The 26,739-nt window shown below is 62.0% G+C and carries 15 protein-coding genes; 8 read left to right on the top strand and 7 right to left on the bottom strand.

Features of this window, described 5'->3' with window-relative positions:
• The first annotated feature begins 199 nt into the window (after positions 1-199).
• The gene (locus tag MUY37_RS04190; protein ID WP_499194145.1) at positions 200-769 is read left to right on the top strand and encodes a PilZ domain-containing protein; all 570 of its coding nucleotides are present in this window, start codon (positions 200-202) and stop codon (positions 767-769) included.
• A 163-nt stretch (positions 770-932) separates the two neighbouring features.
• Positions 933-2,783, top strand: coding sequence for an EAL domain-containing protein (locus MUY37_RS04185; protein WP_499195111.1), 1,851 nt, complete (start codon positions 933-935; stop codon positions 2,781-2,783).
• 12 nt (positions 2,784-2,795) lie between these two features.
• On the opposite strand, the gene MUY37_RS04180 is transcribed toward MUY37_RS04185, so the two are convergent.
• From MUY37_RS04180 to MUY37_RS04160, 5 genes are all read right to left on the bottom strand, one after another.
• On the bottom strand, positions 2,796-5,477 hold the full coding sequence (locus MUY37_RS04180; RefSeq protein ID WP_499194144.1) for a hybrid sensor histidine kinase/response regulator: 2,682 nt from the start codon (positions 5,475-5,477) through the stop codon (positions 2,796-2,798).
• A 216-nt stretch (positions 5,478-5,693) separates the two neighbouring features.
• The gene (locus MUY37_RS04175; protein WP_499194143.1) at positions 5,694-8,114 is read right to left on the bottom strand and encodes a PAS domain-containing hybrid sensor histidine kinase/response regulator family protein; all 2,421 of its coding nucleotides are present in this window, start codon (positions 8,112-8,114) and stop codon (positions 5,694-5,696) included.
• A 9-nt stretch (positions 8,115-8,123) separates the two neighbouring features.
• A complete protein-coding gene (locus tag MUY37_RS04170; protein ID WP_499194142.1) occupies positions 8,124-11,966 on the bottom strand; it encodes a GMC oxidoreductase in 3,843 nt (1,280 codons plus the stop codon).
• Complete coding sequence (locus MUY37_RS04165; RefSeq protein WP_499194141.1) at positions 11,963-13,399, bottom strand: metallophosphoesterase; 1,437 nt, start codon at positions 13,397-13,399, stop codon at positions 11,963-11,965. Before MUY37_RS04165 ends, MUY37_RS04170 begins: the two co-directional genes overlap by 4 nt.
• Complete coding sequence (locus MUY37_RS04160) at positions 13,396-14,649, bottom strand: serine hydrolase domain-containing protein (RefSeq protein ID WP_499194140.1); 1,254 nt, start codon at positions 14,647-14,649, stop codon at positions 13,396-13,398. Before MUY37_RS04160 ends, MUY37_RS04165 begins: the two co-directional genes overlap by 4 nt.
• A gap of 148 nt (positions 14,650-14,797) precedes the next feature.
• Here MUY37_RS04160 and MUY37_RS04155 point away from each other — a divergent pair, with 148 nt between their 5' ends.
• The gene (locus MUY37_RS04155; RefSeq protein WP_499194139.1) at positions 14,798-18,370 is read left to right on the top strand and encodes a hydantoinase B/oxoprolinase family protein; all 3,573 of its coding nucleotides are present in this window, start codon (positions 14,798-14,800) and stop codon (positions 18,368-18,370) included.
• 3 nt (positions 18,371-18,373) lie between these two features.
• Here MUY37_RS04155 and MUY37_RS04150 read toward each other — a convergent pair whose 3' ends face one another.
• The gene (locus MUY37_RS04150) at positions 18,374-19,795 is read right to left on the bottom strand and encodes an aldehyde dehydrogenase family protein (RefSeq protein WP_499194138.1); all 1,422 of its coding nucleotides are present in this window, start codon (positions 19,793-19,795) and stop codon (positions 18,374-18,376) included.
• Between the two features lie 127 nt (positions 19,796-19,922).
• Between MUY37_RS04150 and MUY37_RS04145 the strand changes: the two genes are divergently transcribed.
• Together MUY37_RS04145 and MUY37_RS04140 are read left to right on the top strand one after the other, a co-directional pair.
• Positions 19,923-21,059: an acyl-CoA dehydrogenase family protein gene (locus MUY37_RS04145; protein ID WP_499194137.1), complete on the top strand. Its 1,137-nt coding sequence runs from the start codon at positions 19,923-19,925 to the stop codon at positions 21,057-21,059.
• Between the two features lie 11 nt (positions 21,060-21,070).
• Complete coding sequence (locus MUY37_RS04140; RefSeq protein WP_499194136.1) at positions 21,071-21,805, top strand: acyl-CoA dehydrogenase family protein; 735 nt, start codon at positions 21,071-21,073, stop codon at positions 21,803-21,805.
• Between the two features lie 207 nt (positions 21,806-22,012).
• Here the strand turns inward: MUY37_RS04140 and MUY37_RS04135 are convergent, their stop codons facing one another.
• Positions 22,013-22,990: a helix-turn-helix transcriptional regulator gene (locus tag MUY37_RS04135; protein WP_499194135.1), complete on the bottom strand. Its 978-nt coding sequence runs from the start codon at positions 22,988-22,990 to the stop codon at positions 22,013-22,015.
• A 117-nt stretch (positions 22,991-23,107) separates the two neighbouring features.
• Here MUY37_RS04135 and cysD point away from each other — a divergent pair, with 117 nt between their 5' ends.
• The 3 genes from cysD (at position 23,108) to MUY37_RS04120 (ending at position 26,526) form a co-directional block, all read left to right on the top strand.
• Positions 23,108-24,028, top strand: coding sequence for a sulfate adenylyltransferase subunit CysD (gene cysD / locus MUY37_RS04130; RefSeq protein ID WP_499194134.1), 921 nt, complete (start codon positions 23,108-23,110; stop codon positions 24,026-24,028).
• A 123-nt stretch (positions 24,029-24,151) separates the two neighbouring features.
• Positions 24,152-26,104, top strand: a complete 1,953-nt coding sequence (cysN, locus tag MUY37_RS04125) for a sulfate adenylyltransferase subunit CysN (RefSeq protein WP_499194133.1) — start codon at positions 24,152-24,154, stop codon at positions 26,102-26,104.
• 104 nt (positions 26,105-26,208) lie between these two features.
• Positions 26,209-26,526 carry a hypothetical protein gene (locus MUY37_RS04120; RefSeq protein WP_499194132.1) on the top strand — a complete coding sequence of 106 codons (318 nt, stop codon included), beginning with the start codon at positions 26,209-26,211 and terminating at the stop codon, positions 26,524-26,526.
• Positions 26,527-26,739: the final 213 nt, after the last annotated feature.

Genomic DNA, 26,739 nt, shown 5'->3' with positions numbered 1-26,739 from the left:
TGCGGCGCGTGGCAGGCTTGCGAAATGGTCGGGGCATGGGCCATGCCCGGCCGAGGCAGCGCTCTATCCACAGAGCCTCGTGGTTAAAAAACCCTCTTTCGTCACATAGAGATATCTCAATATCCGGCTTGCAGGTTGCTTAATCGCCCGTCGCTAGGCAGGCTGGATGAGGAATTCGGCACCCAGGGGTTTGTCGAACATGGCGATCGGTTCGCAGCCGGTTTTACAGCCGGAGCGACGGCAAGAAGATCGCAGTATTCGCACATTCCGGCCGGCCTGTATCGAGGCCGAAGGCAAAGCCTATCTGGCGACCATGAAGGACATTTCGGAGTATGGCTGCGGTTTCGAGGGGGCGATACCGCTGACGCCGGGGCAACCCGTGCGCTATCGCTGGAGCAGCAGGGCGTTCGTGACGGCCACGGTCGTCTGGGTAGACGGCGCGCGGTTCGGGCTGATGAACGATGCGCCCTGCGATATCGGTACAAATGCCGGGTTCCCCTATCGCTCGGTGCGCATCCCGTTCGAACATTCGGCATCCGTTTTCGTCTGCGGGCGCCGGATCGATGCCGCCGCGCTCAACATCGCGCAGAAAGGGTTGTGTATCGCGCTCGACGAACCGATACCCGAGGGCTGTTTATGCACCATAGAAGTGTGCGGAGCGACATTCCCGAATGCCACCATCCGCTGGTTGCAAGGAGGCAGCGCCGGACTTGCGCTGGAAAAGCCGATGTCCCTTCGGGCATTGGCGTTTCTCACCAATCCGGAATGAAAGGTTGGATCGTCCCATGCCCTGCGATTTTGCCTGCGGGACGCAATCCCATCACCGCATGACTTAATAAAGAAGTTATACTCTTCATAGTATTATACCACCCAATCCGGTCGGTCGGGGTTTGCGCTAATTAATTTAGGATGATACCCGCGCCTTGCCCCGAGTGGGAGGCAACGTGCATTCGTTATTTATTTTAGACGATAATCCGCAGACGGCGAAGCTCTTCAAGCGGTTCGCCGTGAAGGCTGGCCTTCAGGCCGTGGCGTTCACCGAACCGCGCGATTTCTTTGCCGCGCTGTCCGCGAGGGACACCTCACCGGACGTCTTGCTCGACCTCCACATGCCCGACATCGGAGGTATAGATGTCGCGGAAAAGCTGCAGCAGGCCGATTTTTCGGGCCGTGTTTTCCTGACCAGCGGGGCCGACGCGCCAGTGCTCGAGGCGGCCGGACGGTTGCTTTCCGGCAGCGGGGCGAAGATCGCTGGACTTCTGCCCAAACCGTTCAGCTTTGCCGATTTCGAACGGCTGGTGACTTCGCAGCCATCGGTCGATCCCGACGAGAAAACCTCCTCGCCTCCCGACATCCTGACATGTTCGCGAGAGGAATTTGCGCAGATCCAGGCAACGCTCGAACTGTATTTCCAACCGAAGATCTGGGCCAAGTCCCGCAAACTGGCCGGGTTCGAGGCGCTGGCCCGGTTTTGGAACGCGGATGGCGAAATACTGTCGACCGGCGACTGCATCGCGCATCTGCAGAGCTATGGCGGAATGGACTCGCTGACCGAAACCGTGATCGAGAAAAGCATGGAGTGGGCTTCCGAGGTGCTAACCGACGATCTCCACTTGGCCATCAATATCGAGCCGGAGTTTTTCGACCAGCCGGACGGATTGGAGAAAATCGAGCGTCTGCGGAAGGAAAAGGGGCTGAAGGCCTCGCAGTTCATCTTCGAAGTGACAGAGCGCTCGGGCCTGCCCGATGACGAAAATGTTCTGAAATCGTTCACCAAGCTGCGCGTCGCCGGGTATGGTATCGCCATCGATGATTTCGGGATCGGATCCTCGTCGCTGAAGCAATTGTCCGATTTCCCGTTCTCGGAACTGAAGATCGACGGCAACTTCGTCGCCCGGATGGAACAGGAAGAACGGGCAGCGGAAATCGTCCGGGCCATGGTAAGGCTGGCGAAACGAACCGGGATCCTGTGCACTGCGGAAAGAGTCGAAACCGAATCGGCCGCACAGATATTGGAAGAGGCGGGTTGCGATCAGTTGCAAGGCTTCTGGACCGGACGCCCGGCCCCCGCCGACGAGGCGGCCAGGCTGGTATCGGATGCTGCAAGGACCGACAGGAAAAAGGTGGAGAGTCTCTTGAGCGCGAGCCCCGACCAATCCGATGACGATACGAAATCGCGGCCGCTAGTGGCCATTGTGGACGACGAATCCGGCGTGAGGCAGACCCTGGTGCGAGGTCTGGAAAGACAGGGGTTTGCCTGTCGCCCCTACCGAAGCGGAGTCGATTTTCTCGAAAGCCTCGAATTCGAACTACCCGATTGCGTTATTCTGGACATGCGAATGCCCGAAATGAACGGCATGGCTGTGCTGGAAAGCGTTCCCGACGAAGCGCAGGCGGTTCCGATCATCATTTTGACTTCGCATGGCGAGATCAGCCTGGCGGTCGAGGCCATGAAAAACGGTGCGGTGGATTTCATCGAGAAGCCCGTATCGATCAAGGAATTCGCCAGGAAAATCAATGAGCACATTGCGCATTCCATCGAGCTGCGTCGCCAGGTAGACGAAGTAGAACGGAACAAGTCGCTGATCGCGCTTCTAACATCGCGCGAAAGCGAAATCGCCGCGCAGATCGTCGATGGCAACAGCAATAAGGAAATAGCGAGAACGCTGGACATCAGCCCGCGCACGGTCGAGGTACACCGGGCGAATATCTTCAAGAAACTGGGGGTGCGTAACGCAGTCGAATTCACCCTGATATTCGAGAAAGCCAATCTATCGAAATAGCGCTCTTTCCGATCAGTCGCAGACCGGGTGGCAGGCCACACGCTCCAGCGCTTTTGCCAGTTCCATGCGCGTATAGGGCTTGAGCAGCAACATATCGCTACCGGGATCGAAGCTGTCGCCAAGTGTGCGCACGCTGGCATAGCCCGATGAAAAAATGATCTTTACTCCCGGCAAACGGTGCCGTGCCTTTTCAGCCAGTTCCAGCCCATTCATTCCGCCGGGCATGACGATATCGGTGAAGAGGAGGTCGATGTCCTCATGCCGATCGAGCAGCGCCATTGCGTCCGGGCCGTTGGACGCGCTGAGGACCGAATAGCCTTCGGCTTCGAACAGCTTTTCGACGTAGCGCCGCACCTGCCGCTCATCTTCCACAATCAGTATCTTCGTGGCGCTGTCTCGAGGAAAGGGATACTCGGTTCTGCGGCTCTCGGATCCGTCCTCGATCGGTTCGATCTTCGGCAGGAAAACGCAGACCGTCGTTCCTTCACCTGGCGCGGTTTCCACGAAGGCATGGCCTCCCGACTGGTTGGCGAAACCGTACACCATGCTCAGTCCAAGGCCCGTCCCATCTCCCCTCGCTTTCGTCGTGAAAAAGGGCTCGAACACGCGAGAGGCGATTTCAGAAGGCATCCCTGAACCGCTATCGGTCATCGCGATCCTGACATATTCGCCGGGCGCCAGTACATTTTCGAATGCCCCCAATTCCACGCGATATGACGATGCCTCGAGCGTCAGCAGACCGCCTTCGGGCATCGCGTCGCGCGCATTCATCGCCAGATTGACCAGCGCATTGTCGAGCTGACTGGGATCGACCTCGACGAAAAGATCGTCTTCGCTCGCCGTGACCGACAGGGTGATGTCTTCCGGCAGCCCGTGCCTGATGAGCTTGCCGATCTGCTCCATCTGCTCGGCAATGTTCATCAGTTGCGGCGCCAGCGGTTGTTGCCGCGCGAAAGACAGCAACCGGCTGGTCAGTTCGGCGCCGTTGCGGGCTGCCGACTGGATCAGATCGAGCAGTTCGCGCATGTCCGGATCATCGATTTCATCCAGCAATATCTCGGTGTTGCCCATGATGATCATGAGCATGTTGTTGAAATCGTGCGCCACGCCGCCCGTCAGCTTGCCCAGCGATTCAAGCGATTGTTTGTTGCGAAGAAAATCCTCGAGGCGCCGACTTTCGGTAATATCGCGCACGGCACCCACAACTCGCGTCACGGCGCCATTTTCGTCTCTGATGAGGGCAGCGGTATCCTGAACCAGCAAAGTCGAGCCGTCGGCCTTTTGCATCCGGTATTCCTCGCGCCAGCGATCGGCACCGCCTTCGAGCGCCGCGCTCAGGCTCGAAACCACACGTTCCCGGTCTTCCGGGCTGACCTGATCGATCCAGGCCCCACCCGAACAGGGCGCCAGGTCGGGGGCCAGACCGAGCCGTTCCACGCCTTCGGCGGCACGCCAAACCACCTCCGTATCCGGGTTCATCTCCCACAGAATATCGCTGGATAGCTCGGTCACAATCCGCAATCGCTCCTCCGAACTCGCCAGCTTTTCCTCTTTCTGGCGCAACTCGGTCAGATCGATTGTCGATCCGATGATCCGGACGGGTTCTCCATCATCGTCATAACGGATGGTGAATTCCGACCGCAAAGTCCCGATGCCGCCCTCCGGCCTGACGAACCGGAACTCCCGCTGCAAACGGCGGTCCTGCTTCTCTAGAGCCTGGATTAGCTGGCGCTGGTAGCGATCGCGATCTTCCTCGACGACATATTGCGGGACCTCGGTGAGGCTCCTTGTGCCCGGCGGGGACGATCCGAAAACGGTTTCGAAGCTTTCGCTCGCCCAGAATTCTTCGGTCAGCAGGTTCCAATCGCACACGACACTTCGGGCTGCCCGCAAGGCAAGCTGGAAGCGGAGCTGATCGGACTTCGCCGCCAGTTCATGGTTACGATGCTGGCTGATATCGTTGAAATAAAGGATGATTGTCGAGATTTCACCTGTCGGTTCCACTATCGGCAAGGCGTTGTAATGAAACCATTGTGTTTCACCCGAACCGGTAGCCAGTATACCGATTATCGCATCGCGGACCGCTTCGCCGCGATCCATCACCGATTTCACAAGACAGTCTTGCTCGGTAAAGGCAGAACCGTCTTCGTTGATGAGATTGAGTTTGGAGCGGTCTATGATGTGCCCTTCGATCGACGGCGATAATCCGAGCAGCCGCATGGCCTCGGGATTGACCTTTCTCACCACGCCATCGGGCGAACAGATCATCACCCCCATACCGATGTTTTCGAAGATCACGCGTGATTGTTCTTGAAACGGGTCGATATCTGGCTCGGGCTCGCGGTAATCGATCTCGCACAGCTTTGCTATCAGGCCGACGAAATCCCCGTTCTCGTCGAATTGGGGCAGGATCGTCAGCCTGTGCCGGAATGCACCTCCACCCTTGCGATGAGCGACCACTTCGCCTTCAAAGCGCTCTCGTTTGCCGAGCGCATCCCGAATGCGCTCCGCGAGTTCGGCTGTCGTTTCACCCCTTTCCAAGAGGCGCCAGTTCTTGCCCAGAATTTCCGCCCCGGAATGGCCTATCATGTCGAGTAAGGCCCGATTGGCGTAAGTTATTTCTTCGCCGGTATCGATGAACAGAATTCCATCGTCAACGGCCTGAAGCGCTTTGCGATAGAATAAATCCTGCATAACCACCTTTACCTTCCTACAGCCCCGGCCGCATGGTAGGTCCGCCCGAATTAACTACAGAATAACCATTCGGTTTTCCAGTATGCGAGTGCATTTTCGATAATCGAACACTCTGCCCAGCCAGTCGGAGAAATCGATCTTTCCATACCTCCTCCCCCGAATATCGGGGCTTCTCCCGGCCTGGCGGGAACCGACGATCCGCGCTGCACCGGTCGATCAGCCCTGTCCCCCGAGAGCGCCTTCGATTGCATCGATCAGATCGGCCCTTCGGATCGGCTTGGTCAACCGCCGTTGGCCGATCGTCCAGCCATGCTCGTCGATATTCGTCTGGCTGGCATAGCCGGACATGAAGATTATTCGCGCCTCCGGATCGAGCGCCCGGATCTCCTTGGCCAGGTCGGGGCCTTGCAAACGCCCGGGCATTACGACGTCGGTCAGAACCAGGTCAAAACCCGGTCTCCGCCTGAAAGCGTCGAGAGCAGCATTGCCATTGGCCATTGCCGTAACATCGTAACCGCTCCGCTCGAGCGTCCGGATAACGGTATCGCGCACTGCCGAATTGTCTTCCACCACGAGTATGCGCGCTTGCGAAACCTTGCCCTGCCAAGCTTCGTCGTCTTCCTGCAAGGCGAGATGCGCTGCATCCTTGGCATGAAAATAGAGCCTGAACGTGCTTCCGCGGCCGAGTTCGGTGGAGACTCTGACAGCCCCTCCGGATTGCTTCATGAATCCATGGACCATCGACAATCCGAGCCCCGATCCCATGCCTGCCGCCTTGGTGGTGAAGAATGGGGAAAAGATCTCTTCCAGCAGTCCGGCTTCGATACCGACACCGTCGTCGATGACCGACAACACGACATAGCGCCCGGGTTGCAGATCCTCATGCGTTTCGCTGACGCAGGCTTCGTCGAGAACGAGATTGGCGGTTTCGATCATCAATGTACCGCCGTGGGGCATGGCATCGCGCGCATTGAGGATCAGGTTTATCAATGCGCTACGGGTCGAGCCGACATCTGCCTCCACCGGCCAGAGATCGCTTTCGAGAACCGCCTTGATCTCGATGTTTTCAGGGAGAGCACGCGCGCTCCACTTCCGTGTTTCGTCGACCACTTCGTTGAGATCGAAAATTTCCGGTTGGAGCGGCGCCTTGCGCGCGAAAGCCAACATGCTGCGAGTGAGAACCACCGCTTCCATTGCTGCACCAATGGCATCGTCGACAAGCTCCCGCTGCGATGGATCGATCTTCTCGAAATCGCGCAGCACTTCCAGATTGCCCAGGATTATCGCGAGGATATTGTTGAAATCATGCGCAATCCCCCCTGTCAATTGCCCGATAGCTTCCATCTTCTGGGTCTGCCGAAGCTCCTGTTCCAGCTTAACCAACTGGGTGATGTCCTGGCAGATGCCCACTGCGGACTGGGGGCGACCTTCGGCATCCTTCTTGAAGATGGCCCGCTGCCGCAGAACCACCTCCTTCCCATCGGGTCGGATCAGCCGATGTGTCGTGTCGTAACGCTTCCCTTCCGCGAGCGCTTCCGCATAGGTCCGCTCGACCCGAGCCCGGTCATCCGGATGGATCATGTCGAAAAAGAAATCGACCGTTCCGTCGAACTCCAAAGGCGCGACACCGCTGAGCTCATAGGCCTGCTCCGACCAGATCAGCGAGCCATCGCTATGCGCTTCCCACGTCGCGAGCCGTTCGAGCGATTGGGCTTCGTTGAGCCTCGCTTCACTGGCCTGGAGGCGTGCGATGAAATCGGCGTTGTCTTCCCGTAATCGGTCTAGTTCCGACAGAATTTTGGCGATTTCGACAAATGCGAAGGGCGTCGAAGGAAGGACGGGCTCGTGGATGGTCTTTTCGCGGGTCAGTTCGTGCGCGACGAAACGCGAAACATTGTCGAGCGTCTTCCGGAAATTCTGGTAGATCGAAAAGTAGTTCGCTCCGCAGATGAGCAGGACCAGCAGAGCCGCCTCGGCCCCGATCGTCGACCCCGCATGTTTCGCCCCGTTCATGTACAGCACGAGCGAAACCGCAAGTGCGCCGGGGATGATGACCATATAGACCATCAAGCGCGATCTAAGCGTTACGGGCCTGATGGTAACCAACTCAGCCGGTAGCTTGAAAATGAGGCGGTCGTAAAACGTATAGAACAAGGATATCTGCACGGCCGGCGATATGAAGACCAGCGCCCACAATCCCACCACGTGGGATCCCGCCGAATCGAAGCTCTGGGGCAATGGCACGCCGAGCGCGCTGAGGAGCAGGACAGGCCACAGAAAGCTGTGCCCCATCGCGAGAATCAAGACAGTTTGCGCCCGGCGGCTAATGTCCGGCCGCTCGACCCGTTCCGCACCCGACATCGCATCCTCGATCCGGCGCGAATTGCAGTGGGCGATATAAGTGAGCGCAGCTGAGGCCGCGACGATATAGATGAGAAGCGGCCCCTTGAGGGCCTCAAGCAGCGCGCCCGGGGTGAATGCCTCGACCAGTAAGAGGCTCGCGGCATAGATGAAAGGCTGCAACAGCCCCATCGTGAGTGCGGAAACGACGCATCCGATCGCCAAAGCGCCGCGTCTTTCTGGGCCGATCGCTTCGGTTCGGGTGGCAGCAGTTAAAGTGTCGCCTGCGTCGGCCATCACGGAAGGCTATGCCCCCTTCCCGGTATGAGCACCAGGAATTCCACACCGAGCCGATCCATCCATCCCCATTCCGCTCCGCTCGTCCAGCCACGCCAATTGATCCAGGATGATGGGGGTCACGTCGCGATGGGCGTTGTGACCGATGAACAAATCCATATGCCCGTAATCCGGTACGATCCGCTGCTGATAGAGATCGGGACCGTTTTTGTCCTGGAGCCAGACCCGCGTACGCTGGCCACTTTCGGGATAGAAGATCTTGTTGGTCGCACCCGACAGGAAGCTGATCGGTAAAGCCAGGCGCCGCGCGGCATCATCGGATGTGTAGATCGCTTGCCCGTCAGCATCGACTGCCAGCCCCCTGCACATCACCTCCTGCAGTTGTTCGAAGGGTTTCAGCGAGACGCGGCTGAACATGCTTCCAAGCGCGAGATGCGTATCATGCCCGAGCTGATTGTGGTCCCAGCTAGGGCCGAATACGCCGAAAACACGGCGGCACGTCGGATTCTTGCACGCCTGCCCTTCGGGCATGGGTATCTGGTAGGCGATCGCGTCGATTTCGTAGTCGGCCTCGGTTCCCCCACTGACGAAATCCAGATGACCATCGAGAAGCGATATCTGCCCCAACGCCCCGGCCACACCGAGATCGGCCTTGAGGTAATTGAGCCAGTCCGTGACCGGATGCAGGGTAAGCTGCGAGGAAATCAGCGAACGAATGCCCGAAACCCATCCCGCGCCGATGCCCATCAAAAGGCTCATCGAACCGACGCAATGGGCAAGTGCCTGTACGCTTGGCGCCCCTGAAACGGCACGGATTTTCGCGATCGCAGCAGGCCAGTCGTGGCGGGCTATGGCGTCGATGGTGAATTCGGGTGGATGCTGGAGATCGTTGCCGGCATCGGCGCTGGCGCGATAATCGAACAGCCACACATCGTAACCCTGCGCAACGAGGCTTTCGGCAAGGTTCTCTTCCACCGCCGGGGTTGCGAAGCTCGATGCGCGGACCGAGAAGCCGGGTGCCAGTACCAGCGGCCCGCGCGAGCCGCCGCGATAGCGGGTGAGGCCGATATTCACGCCGTCGCCAGTGGGCACGATGTGGTTTTCGGCGGGCGGAAGGCGCAGTTCGCGCGCCACCAGCTTGGCTGCATCCTTACCCGCGAAGTCATTCAGCGTGGCCAGCATGCCGCCATAGGCGCGGAACACGGTCATCGCGAAGAACCCTGCATATTTCGCGAAAAAATAGGTCTCAATCGCCTTCTTAGCGCGCGGGATGAGGTTCACGATATATCCGATCAGACTGCCGGAGGCATGAAGCCTGATCGTCGTGAGCTGACGCATGAACTCGTCGATGCCGAGCCTGAGAACACCGCGACCGATCAAATCGCCGGAAGCGTCCTCGCCGTGGCGCAAGGTCACGAACAGCGTAGTGAGATCGGTCCAGGGATCGGACTGGCTTCGCTGTTCCAGCGTCTTGAAACCCTGAAAGTGAATAGGGCCATCGGGGCCTTCCAGCACCATCTCATACAGCATTTTCCAGCTTTCCGCCCTGGCCGGATCGGCAATCAGCAGACGAAAGGTGCCGTCACGCACCGGCAGCGGATCGGGCGAAATGGCGCTCACCGTAACGGTGCCGGTGATGCGCGAGCGATGCTGACTGTCCTCGATCATGCGGTGGACATTGTCGGTCGCCACTGTCAGCAGGAAACTGCATCCACTTGCTTCTGTCCGTCCCCAGGCTTCGCCATTCGCATAGTCGTCGCGAATGCGTTCTGCCTTACTGCAGGGATGATGATGGCATCCGGTGGCGCTGATATGCCCGGCCATCGTTTCGGTGAAGGAAAGTCCCGGGCTCATGGCCGCCGGATGATTCATCACCAGTCGGCGTATCGCCGCCTTTCCTTTGTCGAGCGCGCCGCTTTCATAATGCAGTGCCGCCTCCTCGATCCCACGGGATACCGGATCGATGGCGTGACCCGCGACCCATTTGGCGACGCCGAGGCGCAATGTATCGGCACCCGCCGCGAGAACGGGCTCTGACGCTGGCTCCGAAGCCGGCTCTGTGGCAGCTTGCGTTTCAGGCAACGGGCTTTCGGCTCCCAGAGCATACTCGATCGTCCAACCCTGCCTCAGAGCGAGTTTCTCGACCGCGCGCTCGGCCACGGCGGTAATGGTCAGCAGCGGGTTGACCCCTACCGAACCCGGAAGCGCCGCACCGTCGCAAACATACAGCCCCTCGTGAACATCGGCACCCGTGCGGCCAGCGAATACGCGGCACGTATCGTCGACCACACCGCGGCTTGCATCGTCACCCATGCCGCAGCCGCCGATGGGATGAACGGTAATCAGCTTTTTGCCGAACGGATCGCTCCACAGCGGGTCGGAAAAATATTGCGCATCGATCGCTTCCGCGGCTTCGCGCATCTTGTCGTCATCGCGGCGGTAGGTGCGCTGTTCGCCCGCGCCGGACCAGTGGATCGTCAGCCGATCGTTTTCGAGAGCGAGTTGTCCACCGGCATTGTCCACGCTCATCACCAGATAGGTCTGGGTTCGCGCCATCGGCCCCTTATAGGCCCATTCGGCGATATTTCCGGGATCGGTCTGCAGCGCTTCGCCCATGGCCTTGGCGTCCATCAGGCGGGGTTTTACCTGATCCATGCCGAAGCGGGTGAAACCATCCGCCAGCGCCTCCCCGAAGAAAAAAGCGGGGGCGAGCGCGGCTGCGAGAATGCCCGGCGCCACACCCTCCTCGATTACGAGGCCCTTGGCCGGGTCCTTCGTCCCGCGCATGTCGATCACGCCGGTTATGCAAGGGCCGGGATAGGCGTCTTTCGCAATATCCGAAGCACCGACACCGATCGCATAGAGCGGCTTGGCGGTCAGCTCGTCGCCTTCTTTTTCGGCCTTGAGATAGCTGTCATAAGCGAAACCCAGCGCATCGCCATTGCCGGAGAAGCCTGCTCCCAGGCGATCGGAAAGTGCGAGCCCCTTGCCGCGCGAGCGCAGCAGGATTTCGGTCGAACCCAGCGCACCGGCGCCGAGAATGACATGATCGGCCGTGATGCTGCCAGGGCCTGTCGGCGCATCCGTGCCGTTGGGTTCGATATGGACGCGCCAAATGTCGCCGCAACGCTCGATCCACAGTACCTTGGCCTGGGTGAAGATTTCCGCACCGTGATTCGCCGCATCGGGCAGATAGTTCATCAAGGTGGTGTTCTTGGCACCCACATTGCAGCCCGATACGCAATCGCCGCAATTGGTGCAGGCCGGTTGTGGCACACCGAACCGGTTGAGCTTGTCTTCGAAAGTGACGTTGATGGGCGTCTTGTAGAACCGCTTGCCCATCGCCTTGGCCGAATGTTCCAGCGCCTCCAGCTTCCCCAATGCCGGATGGCTGTCCGGATAGGGATTGGGAGCGAGCATCTCGCGGGCGCGCTCGTAATACGCGTCGATCTCATGCGGATTGTCGCGGAAGGCCGCAGGCCAGTGGGCCTGGTCGAGCAGGCGTTTGTCGAGTTCGAGCGAGACATTGGCGTTGATCAGCGAGGTGCCGCCGAGCCCGCAGCCGACCAGCGCATACTGGTCGTCATTCGCATGGACTTCGAACAGCGCGTCCGGCTCGCCGATGCGTCCGCCCTTCGCATTGATCTGGACCGAGCCCTGAGTTTCGGAAATCCTGTCCGGATACTCGCCCGGCAGCAGTTCCTTGCCCCGCTCGAGAACGCAGACATCCTGCCCGGCACGTGCCAGACGCGACGCGGCAACGCCCGCACCATAGCCCGAACCGATAACGAGGACGGTGTAATGCGACCTGGCCCGGTCGAGGCTCCTGGCAATCCGCTTTTGCATGGTCATTCCGCGGCCTCCCGATCAGCCTCGTTGGACTTGTCGAGCATACGGCGAACACGTTTGTCCGCCTCCTCGACGATACGTTCATGGACGATGTGCGAGAAATCGGCCCAGTGACTGGCCGCCTTTTCGACTGCGGCACCGGCCTCTTCGGCAAGACGCGACACGCGGCCGCTGCCTTCGACCCGAACCGGGGCCATGACACCGTCGGTGGGATCGTTGAACAGGCGCAGCGACGCGACTTCGAGGTCATCCGAAACCAGAACCGCCGAACATCCCTGCACCGGCATCAGCGTGGGTTCGTCGAGCACCCAGCCCCCGGTGTTGAAAACGCCGACGGGCAATGTGTACCCCTCGACCATCAATTCATCCTGGAACGGCTTGTGGGTGTGTCCGAAGACGAAGCTCAGCTCGCGCGGCAATTCTCCCAGTTCATCGCGTAGCTGATGGGCGACCGGGCTTCCGAGATACCATCCGATATCCGCGATCTCGGCTTCACCCAGCACATGGCCGTATCCCTCGCGTTGACGCTCCGCCGCACGGCCAGCGGTAAGGTCGACGCTCGCACGGATAAGGTTATCGAGCGTGATACCGTATTTGAGCTGCATCTTCGGATTGATGCCCAGCTTCGAGTTCAACCCGCCGGTAATCCGCCGCGCGATGCTTTCGGCGAAATCATGGCTCGCACCGGCGCTGAGCATGGTTGCGTATAGCGAACCCGCTTCACCGCCGATCTCGCCCGCGCTGCCCAGGTCGGACCATAGAAAGTCGATCCAGGGACCATTCTCGGCCTCGAGTTGCTGCATGGTCTCGGGCCGCGCTTCGCCGTTTTCGAGAAAGCCGCGCAGGCTCGACAGCGCGCGGTACATCCCGTCAAGATAATGCCCGTGATGCATAACCACCGCGCGGCCCGTATCGCCATCGGCGAGACCCCAGTTGGGATAAGCGATGCTTACCGTGGCCCCTGCCATGTGCGGCCGGTGCGCGATCAACGATTCCATCAGGCGGCAGCGGTGCGCTGGCGACCCGGTGATCGATGTGACGTATTCGAGATCGCCGGGGATGTCGCCTGCCTGCAGCGAAGCAATGAAACCGTGATCCTGCGCCATGCGCCAGATATGATGGTCGTGATTGCCCGCGATGTAGACGATGTCGCGGCGAAACACCTCTTGTCCATCTTCGGGAAAGAAGGCGTCGATCAATTGAAGAAAGCTCTTCGAAACATCGCCGAAAGGCGACAGGCCAAGATCGAGCGCATCGCCGAGCAGGACAAGCTGCGGCTTGGGCTCTTCGCGCAGCGTTTCGCGCAATCCGTCGGCAAAGGCGGCAAGGACTTCGGACGGCCCGTCGGCGATTTCGTCATGGGCGTTCACATGCGTCAGCAGGCTGTCCCGCGCGCCAAGGTGCAGGTCCGACAGAACGATCTGGGCGATACTCATGCGTGCGTCTCCAGGCAGGCATAGAAGGCGTCCCGCACGATTTTCTCGCGCGGATCGTCCCATTTGCCGGTACCGAGCTGATTGGTGATCCAGGCATAGGCGACTTCGTCTTCCGGGTCGGCGAAGGCGAGGCTGCCGCCCACCGCGAAACTGCCGAATGCGCTGCGGGTGCGGGCGTATTCCCACTCGGCGAAAGGCTTTTCGAAACCGTGGGAATAATACATGTCGGCCGTAAGAACCTGGTCCCTCAGGCCCTTGCGCGGATAAGCATGCCCTGCGCAAAGCGTGGCCATCACCTCGGGGGTGACGCCCAGTTTCTTGCCTCCTTCGACGAAAGCCTGGTATAGCGCCGCCAGCCCGCGAGCGGAGGCCATGCCGCCCGCCGCGCCTTGCCCCGCCCGCCAGAATGCTTCGCGATCCAGCGCACCCGGCCCTGCCAGGATCAACGGGTTGTTGAGCGTGCGGAAAGCCAGCGTACCGGGCAGACACATCTTGAAAGTGAGCGGCCAGGGCATGGTGGTGTGGTGAATGAAGAGGTCCTGAAGACCGAAGCCCTTGATCCGCGCGATGCGGTTGCGGTCGAAGGTGTCGGGTAGGCCGATAAAGACATCGACACCGAGCGGCCGGGCAATTTCCTCGGCGAAAAATCGGAGCAGGCGGCGACCTTGCGGATCGCGGCGGCAGATCAGCTCGCTGGCGATCCAGCCGAGCGTATAGGCGTGGTTGCCGCTGTGGTCGCCGGGGGTCCAGTTGGGCTTTTGTGCGGCGATGGCGGCGCAAATCGCCTCCTCGTCGCCGATATTGTCGAGGGTGAGCTTGAAGTCGATCGCGGCAAGGCCCGCCTGTTCCGACAAGGCCTGACCGACCGTGATGGCGCCTTTCCCATGCGCGGCGAACTCCGGCCAGATATCGGCGACCGGTTCGTCATAGGCGAAAAGACCGCGCGACACAGCGACCGCTCCAGCCATTCCGGTGAGCCCCTTGGTCAGCGAGTAGACGAGCGCGATGTCGTCGCCCTGCCATTGCTCTTGTCGGGTCTTCTGCCGCCATCCCCCCTGCAAGTCGGCGACCGTCCTTCCCCGATGAATGATCGTGCAGGCCGCACCCAGCGCGCTTTGCGCCTGGATGGCGGAGGCAAAGGCGTGAGCGACGGGTTCGAAACCCGGTGCGACGAATCCGCGGCTCCATTCGCTGGCGATGTCAGAAAGGCCGGTCCGATTTTGCTCTTGCGAGCGGGCGTGCTGCTGCATGGGCGATCCCTGTGTCGAGCGTCGGCGAGACCCCCTCCCGCCGGTCTTTCCGAGGCGTAACGGAGAATGGTTAACAGCCGGTTGGGACTTTCCCTGATAACAGGCGGCAGGATTTGAAATCCGCTGTCCGCCATGCGAAGCGCGGGCGATGAACGAAACCCAGGGCACTGGCGCATGGCGCTTCGCAGTCGACCGCGGCGGGACTTTCACCGATGTCGTGGCGGTGACGCCGGACGGGCGTCTGGTAACCGACAAGCTCCTGTCCGAAAATCCCGGCCATTATTCCGATGCGGCGAGCGAAGCAGTGCGCCGCCTGATGGCGCGTTTCGGCGCGGCACCGGTGGCCGAGATGCGCATCGGAACGACCGTTGCCACCAATGCCCTGCTCGAGCGCAAGGGTGAGCGACTGGCCCTCGCGATCACCGAGGGTTTCGGTGATGCCTTGCGCATCGGCAACCAGGCGCGGCCCGAAATATTTGCGCGGCATATCGTGCTCGCCGAGCAGCTTTCGGCGCAGGTCGTGGAAGTTTCGGAACGCGTTGGTGCGGACGGCGAAATGCTCGCCCCGCTCGACGAGGATGCCGCGCGCCGGTCCTTCGAGAAACTCCGCGAGGACGGTTTCGATGCCCTCGCCATCGTCCTGATGCATGGCTGGAAATATCGCGAGCATGAGGAGCGGCTGGCGGCGATTGCCCGGGAGATCGGTTTTTCGCAGGTCAGCGTCAGCCACGAGGTCGCGCCGCTCATCCGCCTCGTCCCGCGCGGCGATACGACGGTGGTCGATGCCTATCTCTCGCCGGTGTTGCGACGCTATGTCGAGGGATTGCAGGCGGGCCTGCCCGAAGTCGGGACCTTGCGCTTCATGCAGTCAAATGGCGGGCTGGCCGAGGTCGGCGCCTTCCGCGGCAAGGACGCGATCCTGTCGGGTCCGGCGGGCGGCGTCGTCGGCATGGTCGCGGCATGCGAGCCGCTGGGGCATGGCAAGCTCATCGGCTTCGACATGGGCGGGACCAGCACCGACGTCGCGCATTATGCGGGCGAATACGAGCTCACCGGCGACAGCGTGGTCGCTGGCGTGCGCGTGGCCGCGCCGATGATGCAGATCCACACGGTGGCGGCGGGCGGCGGGTCGATCTGCCAGTACGATGGCGGGCGCTTCCGCGTCGGGCCGGAGAGCGCCGGCGCCGATCCCGGCCCTGCCTGCTACCGCAAGGGCGGCCCGCTGACGGTGACCGACTGCAACCTCTTCCTCGGGCGCATCGACCCGGCATTCTTCCCGAGCGTGTTCGGCCCCGGCGGCGATGAGGCGCTCGACCCTGAGGCGTCGCGGGCGCGGCTGGAAGAGGTCGCTGCCGCGCTGGACGAGCCGAAATCGCTCGAGGAGATCGCCGAGGGCTTCCTTGCCATCGCGGTCGATTCCATGGCCAACGCCATCCGCAAGATCAGCGTCGCACGCGGGCACGATGTGACCGCCTATGCGCTGGCCTGTTTCGGTGGAGCGGGCGGCCAGCACGCCTGCCGCGTCGCCGATGCGCTGGGGATGGAGACCGTGCTCGTGCACCCGCTCGCAGGCATTCTCTCGGCCTATGGCATCGGGCTCGCCCCGGTGAAGGCGATCCGCGAGGTGAGCGTGGTGCGCGGCCTCGAGCACGGGTTGGGCGAAGAGCTTGCCGCGCTAGAAGGCGAGGCGCGCGAGGCTTTGCTCGAACAGGGGATTGCCAAGGATGCCATAACCCTCGAACCCCGCGCCCGGCTCCGCTTCGAGGGCAGCGACAGCCTGCTCGCAATTCCCTGCGGCGAAATTGCTGAGATGGACCGGCAGTTCCGCGCGCAGCATCGCCAGCGCTACGGCTATTTCGATGCCGAGGCACCGATCATCGTCGAGGCGCTGAGTGTCGAGGCCAGCGGCACTTCCGGCGGGCTCGGCGCGCTCCAGGCCGAGCCCGTCGCTGCCAGCGGCGCGGCTTCGGGTAGCTGGTCCACGCTCGAACGCGCGGCGATGAGCGAGGGTGAGACCCGCGACGGCCCGCTGCTGATCATCGACCCCTCCTCCACCACCGTGGTCGAAGAGGGCTGGCAGGCGCGCCTCGCCGAGGAAGGCAGCCTCGTCCTCACCCGCACGGTGCCCCTCACCCGCGAACGCGCGGCGGGCACCGGGGTCGACCCGGTCCGGCTCGAAATCTTCAACAACCTCTTCATGGCAATTGCCGAGGAGATGGGCGTCGTGCTCCAGTCGACCGCGACTTCGGTCAACATCAAGGAACGGCTCGATTTTTCCTGCGCGCTGTTCGATGCAGGCGGCGCGCTGATTGCAAACGCGCCCCATATCCCGGTGCACCTCGGCAGCATGGGCGACAGCATCGCGCGGGTGATCGAGGCGCGCGGCGCAAGGCGCGACGGGCGCGGTTTCCGCAAGGGTGACGCCTATGTCCTCAACGATCCCTTCCGCGGCGGAACGCATTTGCCCGATATCACAGTGATCGTGCCGGTGTTCTTCGCCGATCAAGACGGTGATCCAGACGCGTTCGTCGCCGCGCGCGGGCACCATTCGGACATTGGCGGGATCGCGCCCGGATCGATGCCGCCCGAAAGCCGCACGATCGAGGAAGAGGGCGTCCTGATCGACAATATCCTGCTGGTGGACAAAGGCCATTTCCGCGAGGCCGAGATACGCGAACTGCTCGCTTCCGCAATCCACCCAGCCCGCAAGCCCGATCGCAACATTTCCGATCTGCGCGCCCAGCTAGCCGCCTGCACGCGCGGGATGGAGCTGCTGCAATCGGCCGCGCGCGATCAGGGCAGCGATGTCGTCACGGCCTATATGGATCACGTTCTCGCCAATGCCGAGGAAAGCGTGCGCCGCCTGCTTGGCAGGCTGGACGACGGGGAATTCGTCTACCCGATGGACAATGGCGCAAGGGTACAGGTTGCGATCCGCATCGACCGGGACGACCGCTCCGCCGTGTTCGACTTTACCGGAACGAGCGATCAGCTCTCCGACAATTTCAACGCGCCGAAATCCATTACACGCGCGGCGGCGCTGTATGTCCTGCGCGCGCTGATCGACGATGCGATCCCGATGAACGACGGCTGCCTGCGCCCGGTCGAGTTGATCGTGCCCGAAGGCTCCATGCTCAACCCGAGACCCGGCGCGGCAGTGGTGGCGGGCAATGTCGAGACGAGCCAGGTCGTCACCGATGCGCTCTTCGCCGCAACCGGTCGCCTCGCGCCGAGCCAAGGCACGATGAACAATTTCACCTTCGGCAACGAGGCGCACCAGTATTACGAAACGATCTGCGGCGGCTCGGGTGCGGGGATCGATCATGGCGGCACCAGTGCGGTGCAGACGCACATGACCAATTCACGGCTGACCGACCCGGAAATCCTCGAGACGCGGCTGCCGGTCAGGCTCGACCGCTTCGCCATACGCCACGGCTCGGGGGGCGACGGCGCGTATCGCGGAGGCGACGGGGTCGAGCGGCGGATTACCTTCCTCGAACCGATGCGGGCCAATATGCTCGCCAACCGGCGCAAGGTGGCACCGCGCGGTATCTGCGGCGGGAAGGACGCCGCCCCGGGTCGAAACTGGGTCGAACGCGCCGACGGCACGCAAGAGGAACTCGGCGCGACCGGGTCGGCTGAAATGCAGCCCGGCGATACTTTCGTGATCCTGACCCCGGGCGGAGGGGGCTTCGGCCCGCCCCGCCCGAACCAGGAGTAGCTATCACACGGCCGCGTCGCGCTTGACCGTAATGACCTGCGGATAAGTGAATTCCTTCAACCCGTCCAAGCCGTATTCGGCGCCGAAGCCCGACTGCTTGTGCCCGCCGAAGGGCGAAAACGGCGATAGGTGCATGAATTCGTTGATCCACACCGTGCCGGTTTCGAGCTGTTCGGCGATCTCGACGCCCTTGTCGGTATCCTTGGTCCACACCGCCCCGGCGAGGCCGTATTCCGAATTGTTCGCGCGTTCGATCACTTCGTCGATGCTGTCGAACTTCAGCAGCGGCATGACCGGCCCGAACTGTTCCTCGGCCACGATCCGCGCATCTTCGGGCGGATTGTCGAGGATGGTGATCGGCACGTAATAGCCCGTGCCCGAGGGGTCCTTGTCCCCGCCGGTCAGAAATTTGTAGCCATTATCCTTGGCGTCCTGGATCAGCTCGAGCACGCGCTCGTACTGCTTTTTGTTCTGGATCGGGCCGACGCCCGTGCCCTGCTGCGATCCGTCGCCGACGACCACGGTCTTGGCATATTCGGCGATCGCCTTCGAAAGATCGTCGTAGATGTCCTTGTGGATATAGACCCGCTTGGCCGCGATGCAGACCTGGCCGGCATTGGAGAAGCTCGACCAGAAGAGCTGTTCGGCGACTTTCTCAACATCGGCATCGGGCAGCACGATCGAGGCATCATTGCCGCCCAGTTCCAGCGTGATGCGCTTCAGGTCTCCGCTGGCGCCTTCCATGATCTTCTTGCCCGTCGCGGTCGAGCCGGTGAAGGTGATCTTGTCGATGTCCGGGTGCTCGGTGATCATCGGGCCTAGGTGATCCTCGCCGGTGATGATGTTCACCGTGCCGGCCGGCACCACGTCCTTGATCAACTCGGCAATGCGCAGCGTGGTCAGCGGGGTGAAGGGCGAAGGCTTGAGCACGATGGTGCAGCCTGCAACCAGCGCGGGGACGATTTTCTGGATCGCCATCATCACGGGGAAGTTCCACGGCACGATGCCGCCGACCACACCCACCGGCACGCGGCGGGTGCGCGACAGGCGCGTGTCGTCATCCTGGTTGACCACATCGTCGAGCGTCAGCGTCGACTGCGCGGCGGCGAGACCGGCGGCGCCGTAGATTTCCTGCTGCGCCTGGGCATGCGGCTTGCCCTGCTCGGAAGTCAGCAGACGGAACAGCTCGTCGGCATTTTCCTTGATCGCGGCGGCGATGCCCTGGACGACCTTCTGGCGTTCTTCGGGCGAGGTCTTCTTCCAGTCCTTGAAGGCGCGGCGGGCGGCGGCGACCGCGCGGTCGAGCTCGTCCTTGCCGCAGGCGGGAACGCGGCCGACAACCTTTTCGTTGGCGGGATTCAAAACCTCCAGCCATTCGCCATTGTCGACCATCTCGCCATCGATCAGGTTTCTGTAGTCAGCCATCGTCTCTCTCCTCGCGCAAATCTGGGGGATTCGTCTCTTGCCATCACACTGTCGGGATTCGTTGCTCGATGCAACGGGTCTTGCGGTGGGGCGGCAAATTGGTGAGAGAGGCGATGAGAGGAGAGACATGCAAACTTTTGTCACCGAGGCTGTCGACTGGCCCAACACCGCACCGGCCCTGCGCGAGCAGGTGCGCGCGCTGGTTGCCGAGCATGGGACACGCGACCCGGTGCGGCGGGCCAATAGCTGGACCAAACCCGCCCCCGAATTCAGCCGCAAGCTTGGCGAGGCCGGGCTGCTGGGCATGACCTGGCCGACGGAATATGGCGGGCAAGAGCGAAGCCAGCTCGAACGCTATGTCGTGATCGAGGAATTGCTGGCGGCAGGCGCTCCGGTGGGCGCGCACTGGATCGCCGACAGGCAGAGCGGGCCGCTGCTCCTGCGGCTGGGCAATGAGGAGCTTAAACGCCGCTGGGTGCCCGCCATCGCGCGGGGCGAGGCGTTCGCCTGCATCGGCCTCAGCGAACCGGGCTCTGGCTCCGATCTTGCCTCGGTACGGACCACGGCGCGGCGCGACGGGGACGAGTGGATCATCGAGGGCCAGAAAGTCTGGACCACCGGCGCGCATGTCAGCCATTTCATGATCGCGCTGGTGCGCAGCGAGGCGGGGAGCGAGCGGCAGGCGGGCTTGTCGCAATTCGTGATTCCGATGGATACGCCCGGCGTCAGCGTGAAGCCGATCATCGATCTCACCGGCGCGCATGAATTCAACGAGGTGTTCCTCGAGGGGGTGCGCCTGCCCGCCTCGGCCCTGCTCGGCAATGAAGGCGAAGGCTGGAAGCAGGCGACGGCGGAACTCTCGCTCGAACGCTCGGGGCCGGAAAGGTATCTTTCTTCGATGGTGCTGTTCCTCGAACTGGTCCGCCATGCAGGCACGGCGAGTGACCCGGCGCTTGAGGAACTTGTCGGCCGCCTCGCCGCCGAGGCCTGGACGCTGCGGCTGATGAGCGCATCGGTCGCGGCCAAGCTGGCACGCGGCGAAGACCCGGCTCTGGAAGCGACGATCGTCAAGGATCTGGGCAATTCCTACGAACAGGCAATCCCCCAACTGGTGCAGGCTGCGGTCGATTTTGGCGATGCCGAGGCCGAGGTGCTCCGCGCCGTGTGTTTCTATCTCCTCCAGGTCAGCCCGAGCTTCTCGCTGCGCGGGGGCACGCGGGAAATCGTCAAGGGGATCATTGCCAGGGGGCTGGGGCTTCGATGACGGATCTTGGGATGAACGACACCCGCCGCATGCTGGCCGAAATGGCCGATCCGCTCTTCGCCGAACTCGGCCCGGATGCGAGCGAAGAGCGCGCCCTGCCGCAGTTCGAGGAACTGGGCTTGCCGCTCTTGCTCGTGCCCGAGGCTGAGGGCGGGTTTGGCGGCGACTGGCTCGATGCGCTGACCGTCTTCCGGCTGGCGGGCTACCATGCACTCGGCATCGACCTTCCCGCGCTGGTCGTCGAGCGGGCCGAAAGCATCGAGCGCGAACTCGCCATGGCATTCGCCCGCGCGGCGCAAATCGCCGGAGCGCTCGACGCCGCGCTTGGCCTCGCCGTGGGCTACGTCAACGAACGCCAGCAGTTCGGCCGCCCGCTGGGCAAGTTCCAGGCCGTCCAGCAATCGCTGGCGACCTTCGCCTGCGAAGCGGCCGCCGCGAACTGCGCCGCCATGGGTGCCGCGCAAGCGCTGAATCGCGGAGCTGCTGAGTTCGAGATCGCCGCCGCGAAGCTGCGCGCCAACCGGGCCGTCGAAATCGGCACCACGGTCGCACATCAGGTGCATGGCGCGATCGGGTTCACGCAGGAATACGCCCTGCACCACTTGACCCGGCGCCTGTGGCAGTGGCGTTCGGAATATGGCAACGATGCCCATTGGAGCCGCAGGCTTGGCAGCGCGGTCACCGCGCGCGGCGCGGACCGGTTCTGGCCCGACCTCACGGCGCGGACCGACCCGGCCTGTAGGTGACACATGGTTACATCGGTGTCCGCCTAATCCTACAGATACAAGTTATTGAAAATACTTATTTATTTGCTCTTTTCGCCGGTCCAGGGTGACACATTGCGCGTTTTTTCCCGCTGCCGATCGTTTCCCGCCTCACGCCGAGCCCGGCCCTGCCCTGCTACCGGAAACAGACATAGCGGAGCCCCTGCCCTGTAGGAAAGGCGCCCTGCCCTAGGCCAGGGCGAGCACCCCGGTCAGGATATTGCGCACCAGATCCACCTGCCCGCGCGCGCCTGTCTTGGCGTAGATCCGCTTGGAGTAATAGCGCGCCGTTTCGAGCGTCAGGCCATGCAGCCTTGCCGCTTCCGCGATCGAGGCGCCTTGCGAGAGCGACCATGCCAGCCGCGCCTCGGCGGGCGTCAGGTCGAACAGGTCGACCAGTTGTTCGTGACGGTCCGCGCTCGACGAGCGGTCGCCGCGCAGATAGATCATCGCCACGGCCTCGCCATCGCCCGCCAGCGCCGGGAGCCGGACCGGCGAGACGAGAATATCGATCCAGGGATCGCGCGCCAGATTGATGGCGCGCGGGCGAACCCCGCTATCGGCCGAACATTCCCGCGCGAAGCGGGTCAGCGCGCGATCGGCTGCCGGAGACGACGAAATCAGCCGGTCGTAGGGGCCGCGCCGCAACACTCCCGAACGTTGAAGAAATCGCTGCGCCTGTCCATCGAGCCCGACGATCCGACACCGGGCATCGATCGCGATCCAGCCGAAATTCATGCGCGCGAAGGCGTCCTCGCTCATCGATGCGCGCGCTTTTTCCCGCTCGAGCGACGACAAGACCTTGAGCGCCACACGAAGATGCGGCGCAAGCGCAGCCAGCAGGCTGGAGTGTTCGGCGCGGAACTCCCCGTCCGAAAGGATCGCCAGCCAGGCTTCCAATCCGCCACCATCGGACAGCCGCAGCGCGCGCAGGTCGCCGGCCGCATCCTCTGCAAGTTCGGCCAGCGCATAGACCCGGCCCTCGCGCATCTCGCTCGTCAGCACTGCTGCCTGACCCGCACATTCGCCTCGCGACAGGACCATGGGCTCGCGCGCATCTCGCGAGCGCAGAACCAGCATTGCCCCCGAAGCGCCCGACACACCGCGCAAGCGATCGAGGAAGGTGTGCCATAGAGGTTGTTCGAAAACCCCGTCATGCAGGGGCACAAGAAGTTCTGTCTCTCCAAGATTGGGAATCCGCATTTCGCGAGCAGGATACCTCCCATATGGGAGGTGCGCAAGCAGTCCTGGATGATAGCCAGCACGGGTTCGAAGGACGATTTTATGACCGACACCACCACTTTGACCCATCTCCAGCGGCTCGAAGCCGAGAGCATTCATATCATGCGCGAGGTCGCCGCCGAGGCGGACAAGCCGGTGATGCTCTATTCGATCGGCAAGGACAGCGCGGTGATGCTGCACCTTGCACGCAAGGCGTTCTACCCCGCCCCGCCGCCCTTCCCGTTGATGCATGTCGACACGACCTGGAAATTCCAGGACATGTACGCGCTGCGCGAAAAGGCGGCGCAGGATGCGGGGATGGAATTGATCGTTCACCGGAACCCCGAAGCCGAAGAGCGCGGGATCAACCCGTTCGATCACGGCCCGCTGCACACCGATATGTGGAAGACCGAGGGGCTCAAGCAGGCGCTCGACAAATACGGTTTCGATGCAGCCTTCGGCGGCGCGCGCCGCGACGAGGAGAAAAGCCGCGCCAAGGAGCGCATTTTCTCCTTCCGCACCGCGACCCATGGCTGGGACCCGAAAAACCAGCGCCCGGAATTGTGGAACCTCTACAACGCTCGCAAGAAGAAGGGCGAGAGCATCCGCGTCTTCCCCCTGTCCAACTGGACCGAGCTCGACATCTGGCAGTACATCATGGCCGAAAACATCGAGATCGTGCCGCTTTATTTCAGCGCCAAGCGCCCGACCTACGAACATGAAGGCGGGCTGTTCATGGCCGACGATATCGACCGGCTGGAAAAGGTCATGGGCTATCGCCCCGAGATCACCGAACGATCGATCCGTTTCCGCACGCTGGGCTGTTTTCCGCTGACCGGCGCGGTCGAAAGCGAGGCGTCTACCTTGCAGGAAGTTGTGCAGGAAATGCTGCTGACCACCACCAGCGAGCGGCAGGGCCGCGTGATCGACAAGGATGCGGGCGACGCATCGATGGAGAAGAAGAAGCAGGAGGGGTATTTCTGACGCGCCACGGAATGCGCAGCGTTCCGAAGCGTCAACCCCGGACTTGATCCGGGGCCGCGCGCCCCAAGCTCCCCCATTTCCGACAACGATCCCGGTTTCCGCTGGGATGACGGGACAAGAATTATGACCGACCCTATCTACCAGACCGACGCCCTTATCGCCGAGGATATCGAGGCCTATCTCGAGCAGCACCAGAACAAGTCGATGCTGCGCTTCATCACCTGCGGCAGCGTGGACGATGGCAAATCGACCCTGATCGGCCGCCTGCTCTACGATTCGAAGATGATCTTCGAAGACCAGCTTGCCGCGCTCGAAAACGACAGCAAGAAGGTCGGCACGCAGGGGCAGGAGATCGATTTCGCCCTGCTGGTGGACGGGCTTGCCGCCGAGCGCGAACAGGGCATCACGATCGACGTCGCCTATCGCTTTTTCTCGACCGAGAAACGCAAATTCATCGTCGCCGACTGCCCGGGGCATGAACAATACACGCGCAACATGGTCACCGGCGCCTCGACTGCCGATGCCGCCATCATTCTGATCGATGCGCGCAAGGGCGTGCTGGTCCAGACCAAGCGGCACAGCTTCCTGTGTCACCAGCTCGGGATCAAGAACCTCGTGCTCGCGGTCAACAAGATGGACCTGATCGATTACGACCGGAAAAAGTTCGACGCCATCGTCGCGGATTACGAGCATTTCGCGGAAAGCATCGGGATCGAAACATTCACCGCCATCCCGATGTCCGGCCTTGCGGGGGACAATATCACCACCCGGTCGGACAATACGCCATGGTATGAAGGTCCGGTGCTGATCGACCACCTCGAACAGATCGAGGTGCGCAGTGCGGCCAATCGCGACAAGGCATTCCGCCTGCCGGTTCAGTGGGTGAACCGCCCCAATCTCGACTTCCGCGGGTTCTCGGGCCAGATCGCCACCGGAACCGTGAAACCGGGCGACATGCTGCGCTCGCTGCCGTCGGGCAAGACGAGCAAGGTGAAATCGGTTGTCGTCATGCCCAGCGCCGGCGCCGCAAACCAAGCCGCCGCGGAAGGTCATCTCGAGGAAGCCGTCGCCGGCCAGTCGATCACGATCACGCTCGAAGACGAAATCGACTGTTCGCGCGGCGATGTGCTGGCAACCGCCGACAGTCCGCCCGAGGTCGCCGACCAGTTCGAAAGCACCATCGTATGGATGGATGACGAACCGCTGGTGGTCGGGCGCGCCTATTGGCTCAAGCTGGGCACGCAGACGGTCAGCGTCACCGTTGCGCACCCGAAATACGAGATCGACGTCAACAATCCGGCGGGCTCGGGGTCACATCTCGCCTCGCAGACGCTGCATCTCAACCAGATCGGCGTGTGCGAAATCACCACCGACAAGCGCATCGTGTTCGATCCCTATGCCGAAAACCGGGCGCTGGGCGGCTTCATCCTGATCGACAAGATCACCAACCACACGGTCGGGGCGGGCATGCTGCATTTCAGCCTGCGGCGCAGCCAGAACGTCCACTGGCAGGCGACCGACATTACCCGCGAACATCATGCCCAGATGAAGAACCAGACGCCGCGCGTGCTGTGGTTCACCGGGCTTTCGGGCTCGGGCAAGTCGACCATCGCCAACGAGGTGGAAAAGAAGCTGGCGATCATGAACCGCCACACCTTCCTGCTCGATGGCGACAATGTGCGCCATGGTCTCAATAAGGATCTCGGCTTCACCGAAAGCGACCGGATCGAGAATATCCGCCGGATCGGCGAAGTGGCCAGGCTGATGACCGATGCAGGGCTTATCGTTCTCACCGCTTTCATCAGCCCGTTCCGCGCCGATCGCCGACTGGTGCGCGACATGATTGATGGCGGCGAGTTCATCGAAATCCATGTCGACACCCCGCTCGAGGTGGCCGAGGCGCGCGACGTCAAGGGGCTCTATAAGAAGGCCCGCGAAGGTAAGCTGAAGAACTTCACCGGGATCGATAGCCCTTACGAAGCCCCGGAAAACCCCGAGATCCGGGTGAACACCGTCGAAATGACACCGGAGGAAGCGGCCGATTACATCATCAGCAAGATCCTGCCGCTCAAATAGGCATCGGGGGGCCGTCGCCATGCACGGCCCCCTCCCGCACAAGGCCCCGGACAGTGTTTCCTGCTTTCCTTATCGGCAGTTTCAACGATTGAGTGGTCGAGCGATTGATCCTTGAGAAGTGGTCTTTCACAGCCCGAAGTGCTGGATACGAAACCATCGTTCCCGATGGCTGCCGTGATGTCATCATTCGCAAATCGATCGGGCTTGCACCCGTCGTCTTCGTCAGCGAGCTGGACGATTTTCCGCGCCGGATTGCGGTTCTCGAAGGCGATTCTTTCATCGGATTGCGCCTTCGGCCCGGCGTCACGGTGAGCGCGGATCCGGGGGCCGTCCCGGCTATGGACTGCGCCGATTTCGATGACATAGCGGCGATCCGACAGGCCCTGATTGCCTGCCCGCGAATGATGGATGAACGGCCCTGATCCGTCTTGAAGTAACGCGCCACACCACCCCGAGAAATGCGAATTGCCATTGCGCGTGTTTCGAGCTGAGCTGTTTCAAGCCAATTGGCCTGCGCCAAGGGCGGCTTGGGGTTGCGAGAACAATCTACTCGAGCGTCCGAAGCCGGGTTCGTCGGCCGCCGCTGTGAGCCGTGGTAGACGGTGCCGCCACCAGCCTCACTGCGGACCTCCGAT

It is taken from the genome of Qipengyuania sp. ABI-127-1 (assembly GCA_022953095.1).
Classification (GTDB): Bacteria; Pseudomonadota; Alphaproteobacteria; order Sphingomonadales; family Sphingomonadaceae; genus Qipengyuania.
This window is presented reverse-complemented; position numbering and strand designations above follow the sequence as displayed.

Coding starts and splice junctions, on each gene's coding strand:
- MUY37_RS04190 (WP_499194145.1), top strand. CDS start 200: ATGGCGATCGGTTCGCAGCCGGTTTTACAGCCGGAGCGACGGCAAGAA.
- MUY37_RS04180 (WP_499194144.1), bottom strand. CDS start 5,477: ATGCAGGATTTATTCTATCGCAAAGCGCTTCAGGCCGTTGACGATGGA.
- MUY37_RS04175 (WP_499194143.1), bottom strand. CDS start 8,114: ATGGCCGACGCAGGCGACACTTTAACTGCTGCCACCCGAACCGAAGCG.
- MUY37_RS04170 (WP_499194142.1), bottom strand. CDS start 11,966: ATGACCATGCAAAAGCGGATTGCCAGGAGCCTCGACCGGGCCAGGTCG.
- MUY37_RS04165 (WP_499194141.1), bottom strand. CDS start 13,399: ATGAGTATCGCCCAGATCGTTCTGTCGGACCTGCACCTTGGCGCGCGG.
- MUY37_RS04160 (WP_499194140.1), bottom strand. CDS start 14,649: ATGCAGCAGCACGCCCGCTCGCAAGAGCAAAATCGGACCGGCCTTTCT.
- MUY37_RS04155 (WP_499194139.1), top strand. CDS start 14,798: ATGAACGAAACCCAGGGCACTGGCGCATGGCGCTTCGCAGTCGACCGC.
- MUY37_RS04150 (WP_499194138.1), bottom strand. CDS start 19,795: ATGGCTGACTACAGAAACCTGATCGATGGCGAGATGGTCGACAATGGC.
- MUY37_RS04145 (WP_499194137.1), top strand. CDS start 19,923: ATGCAAACTTTTGTCACCGAGGCTGTCGACTGGCCCAACACCGCACCG.
- MUY37_RS04140 (WP_499194136.1), top strand. CDS start 21,071: ATGAACGACACCCGCCGCATGCTGGCCGAAATGGCCGATCCGCTCTTC.
- cysD (WP_499194134.1), top strand. CDS start 23,108: ATGACCGACACCACCACTTTGACCCATCTCCAGCGGCTCGAAGCCGAG.
- cysN (WP_499194133.1), top strand. CDS start 24,152: ATGACCGACCCTATCTACCAGACCGACGCCCTTATCGCCGAGGATATC.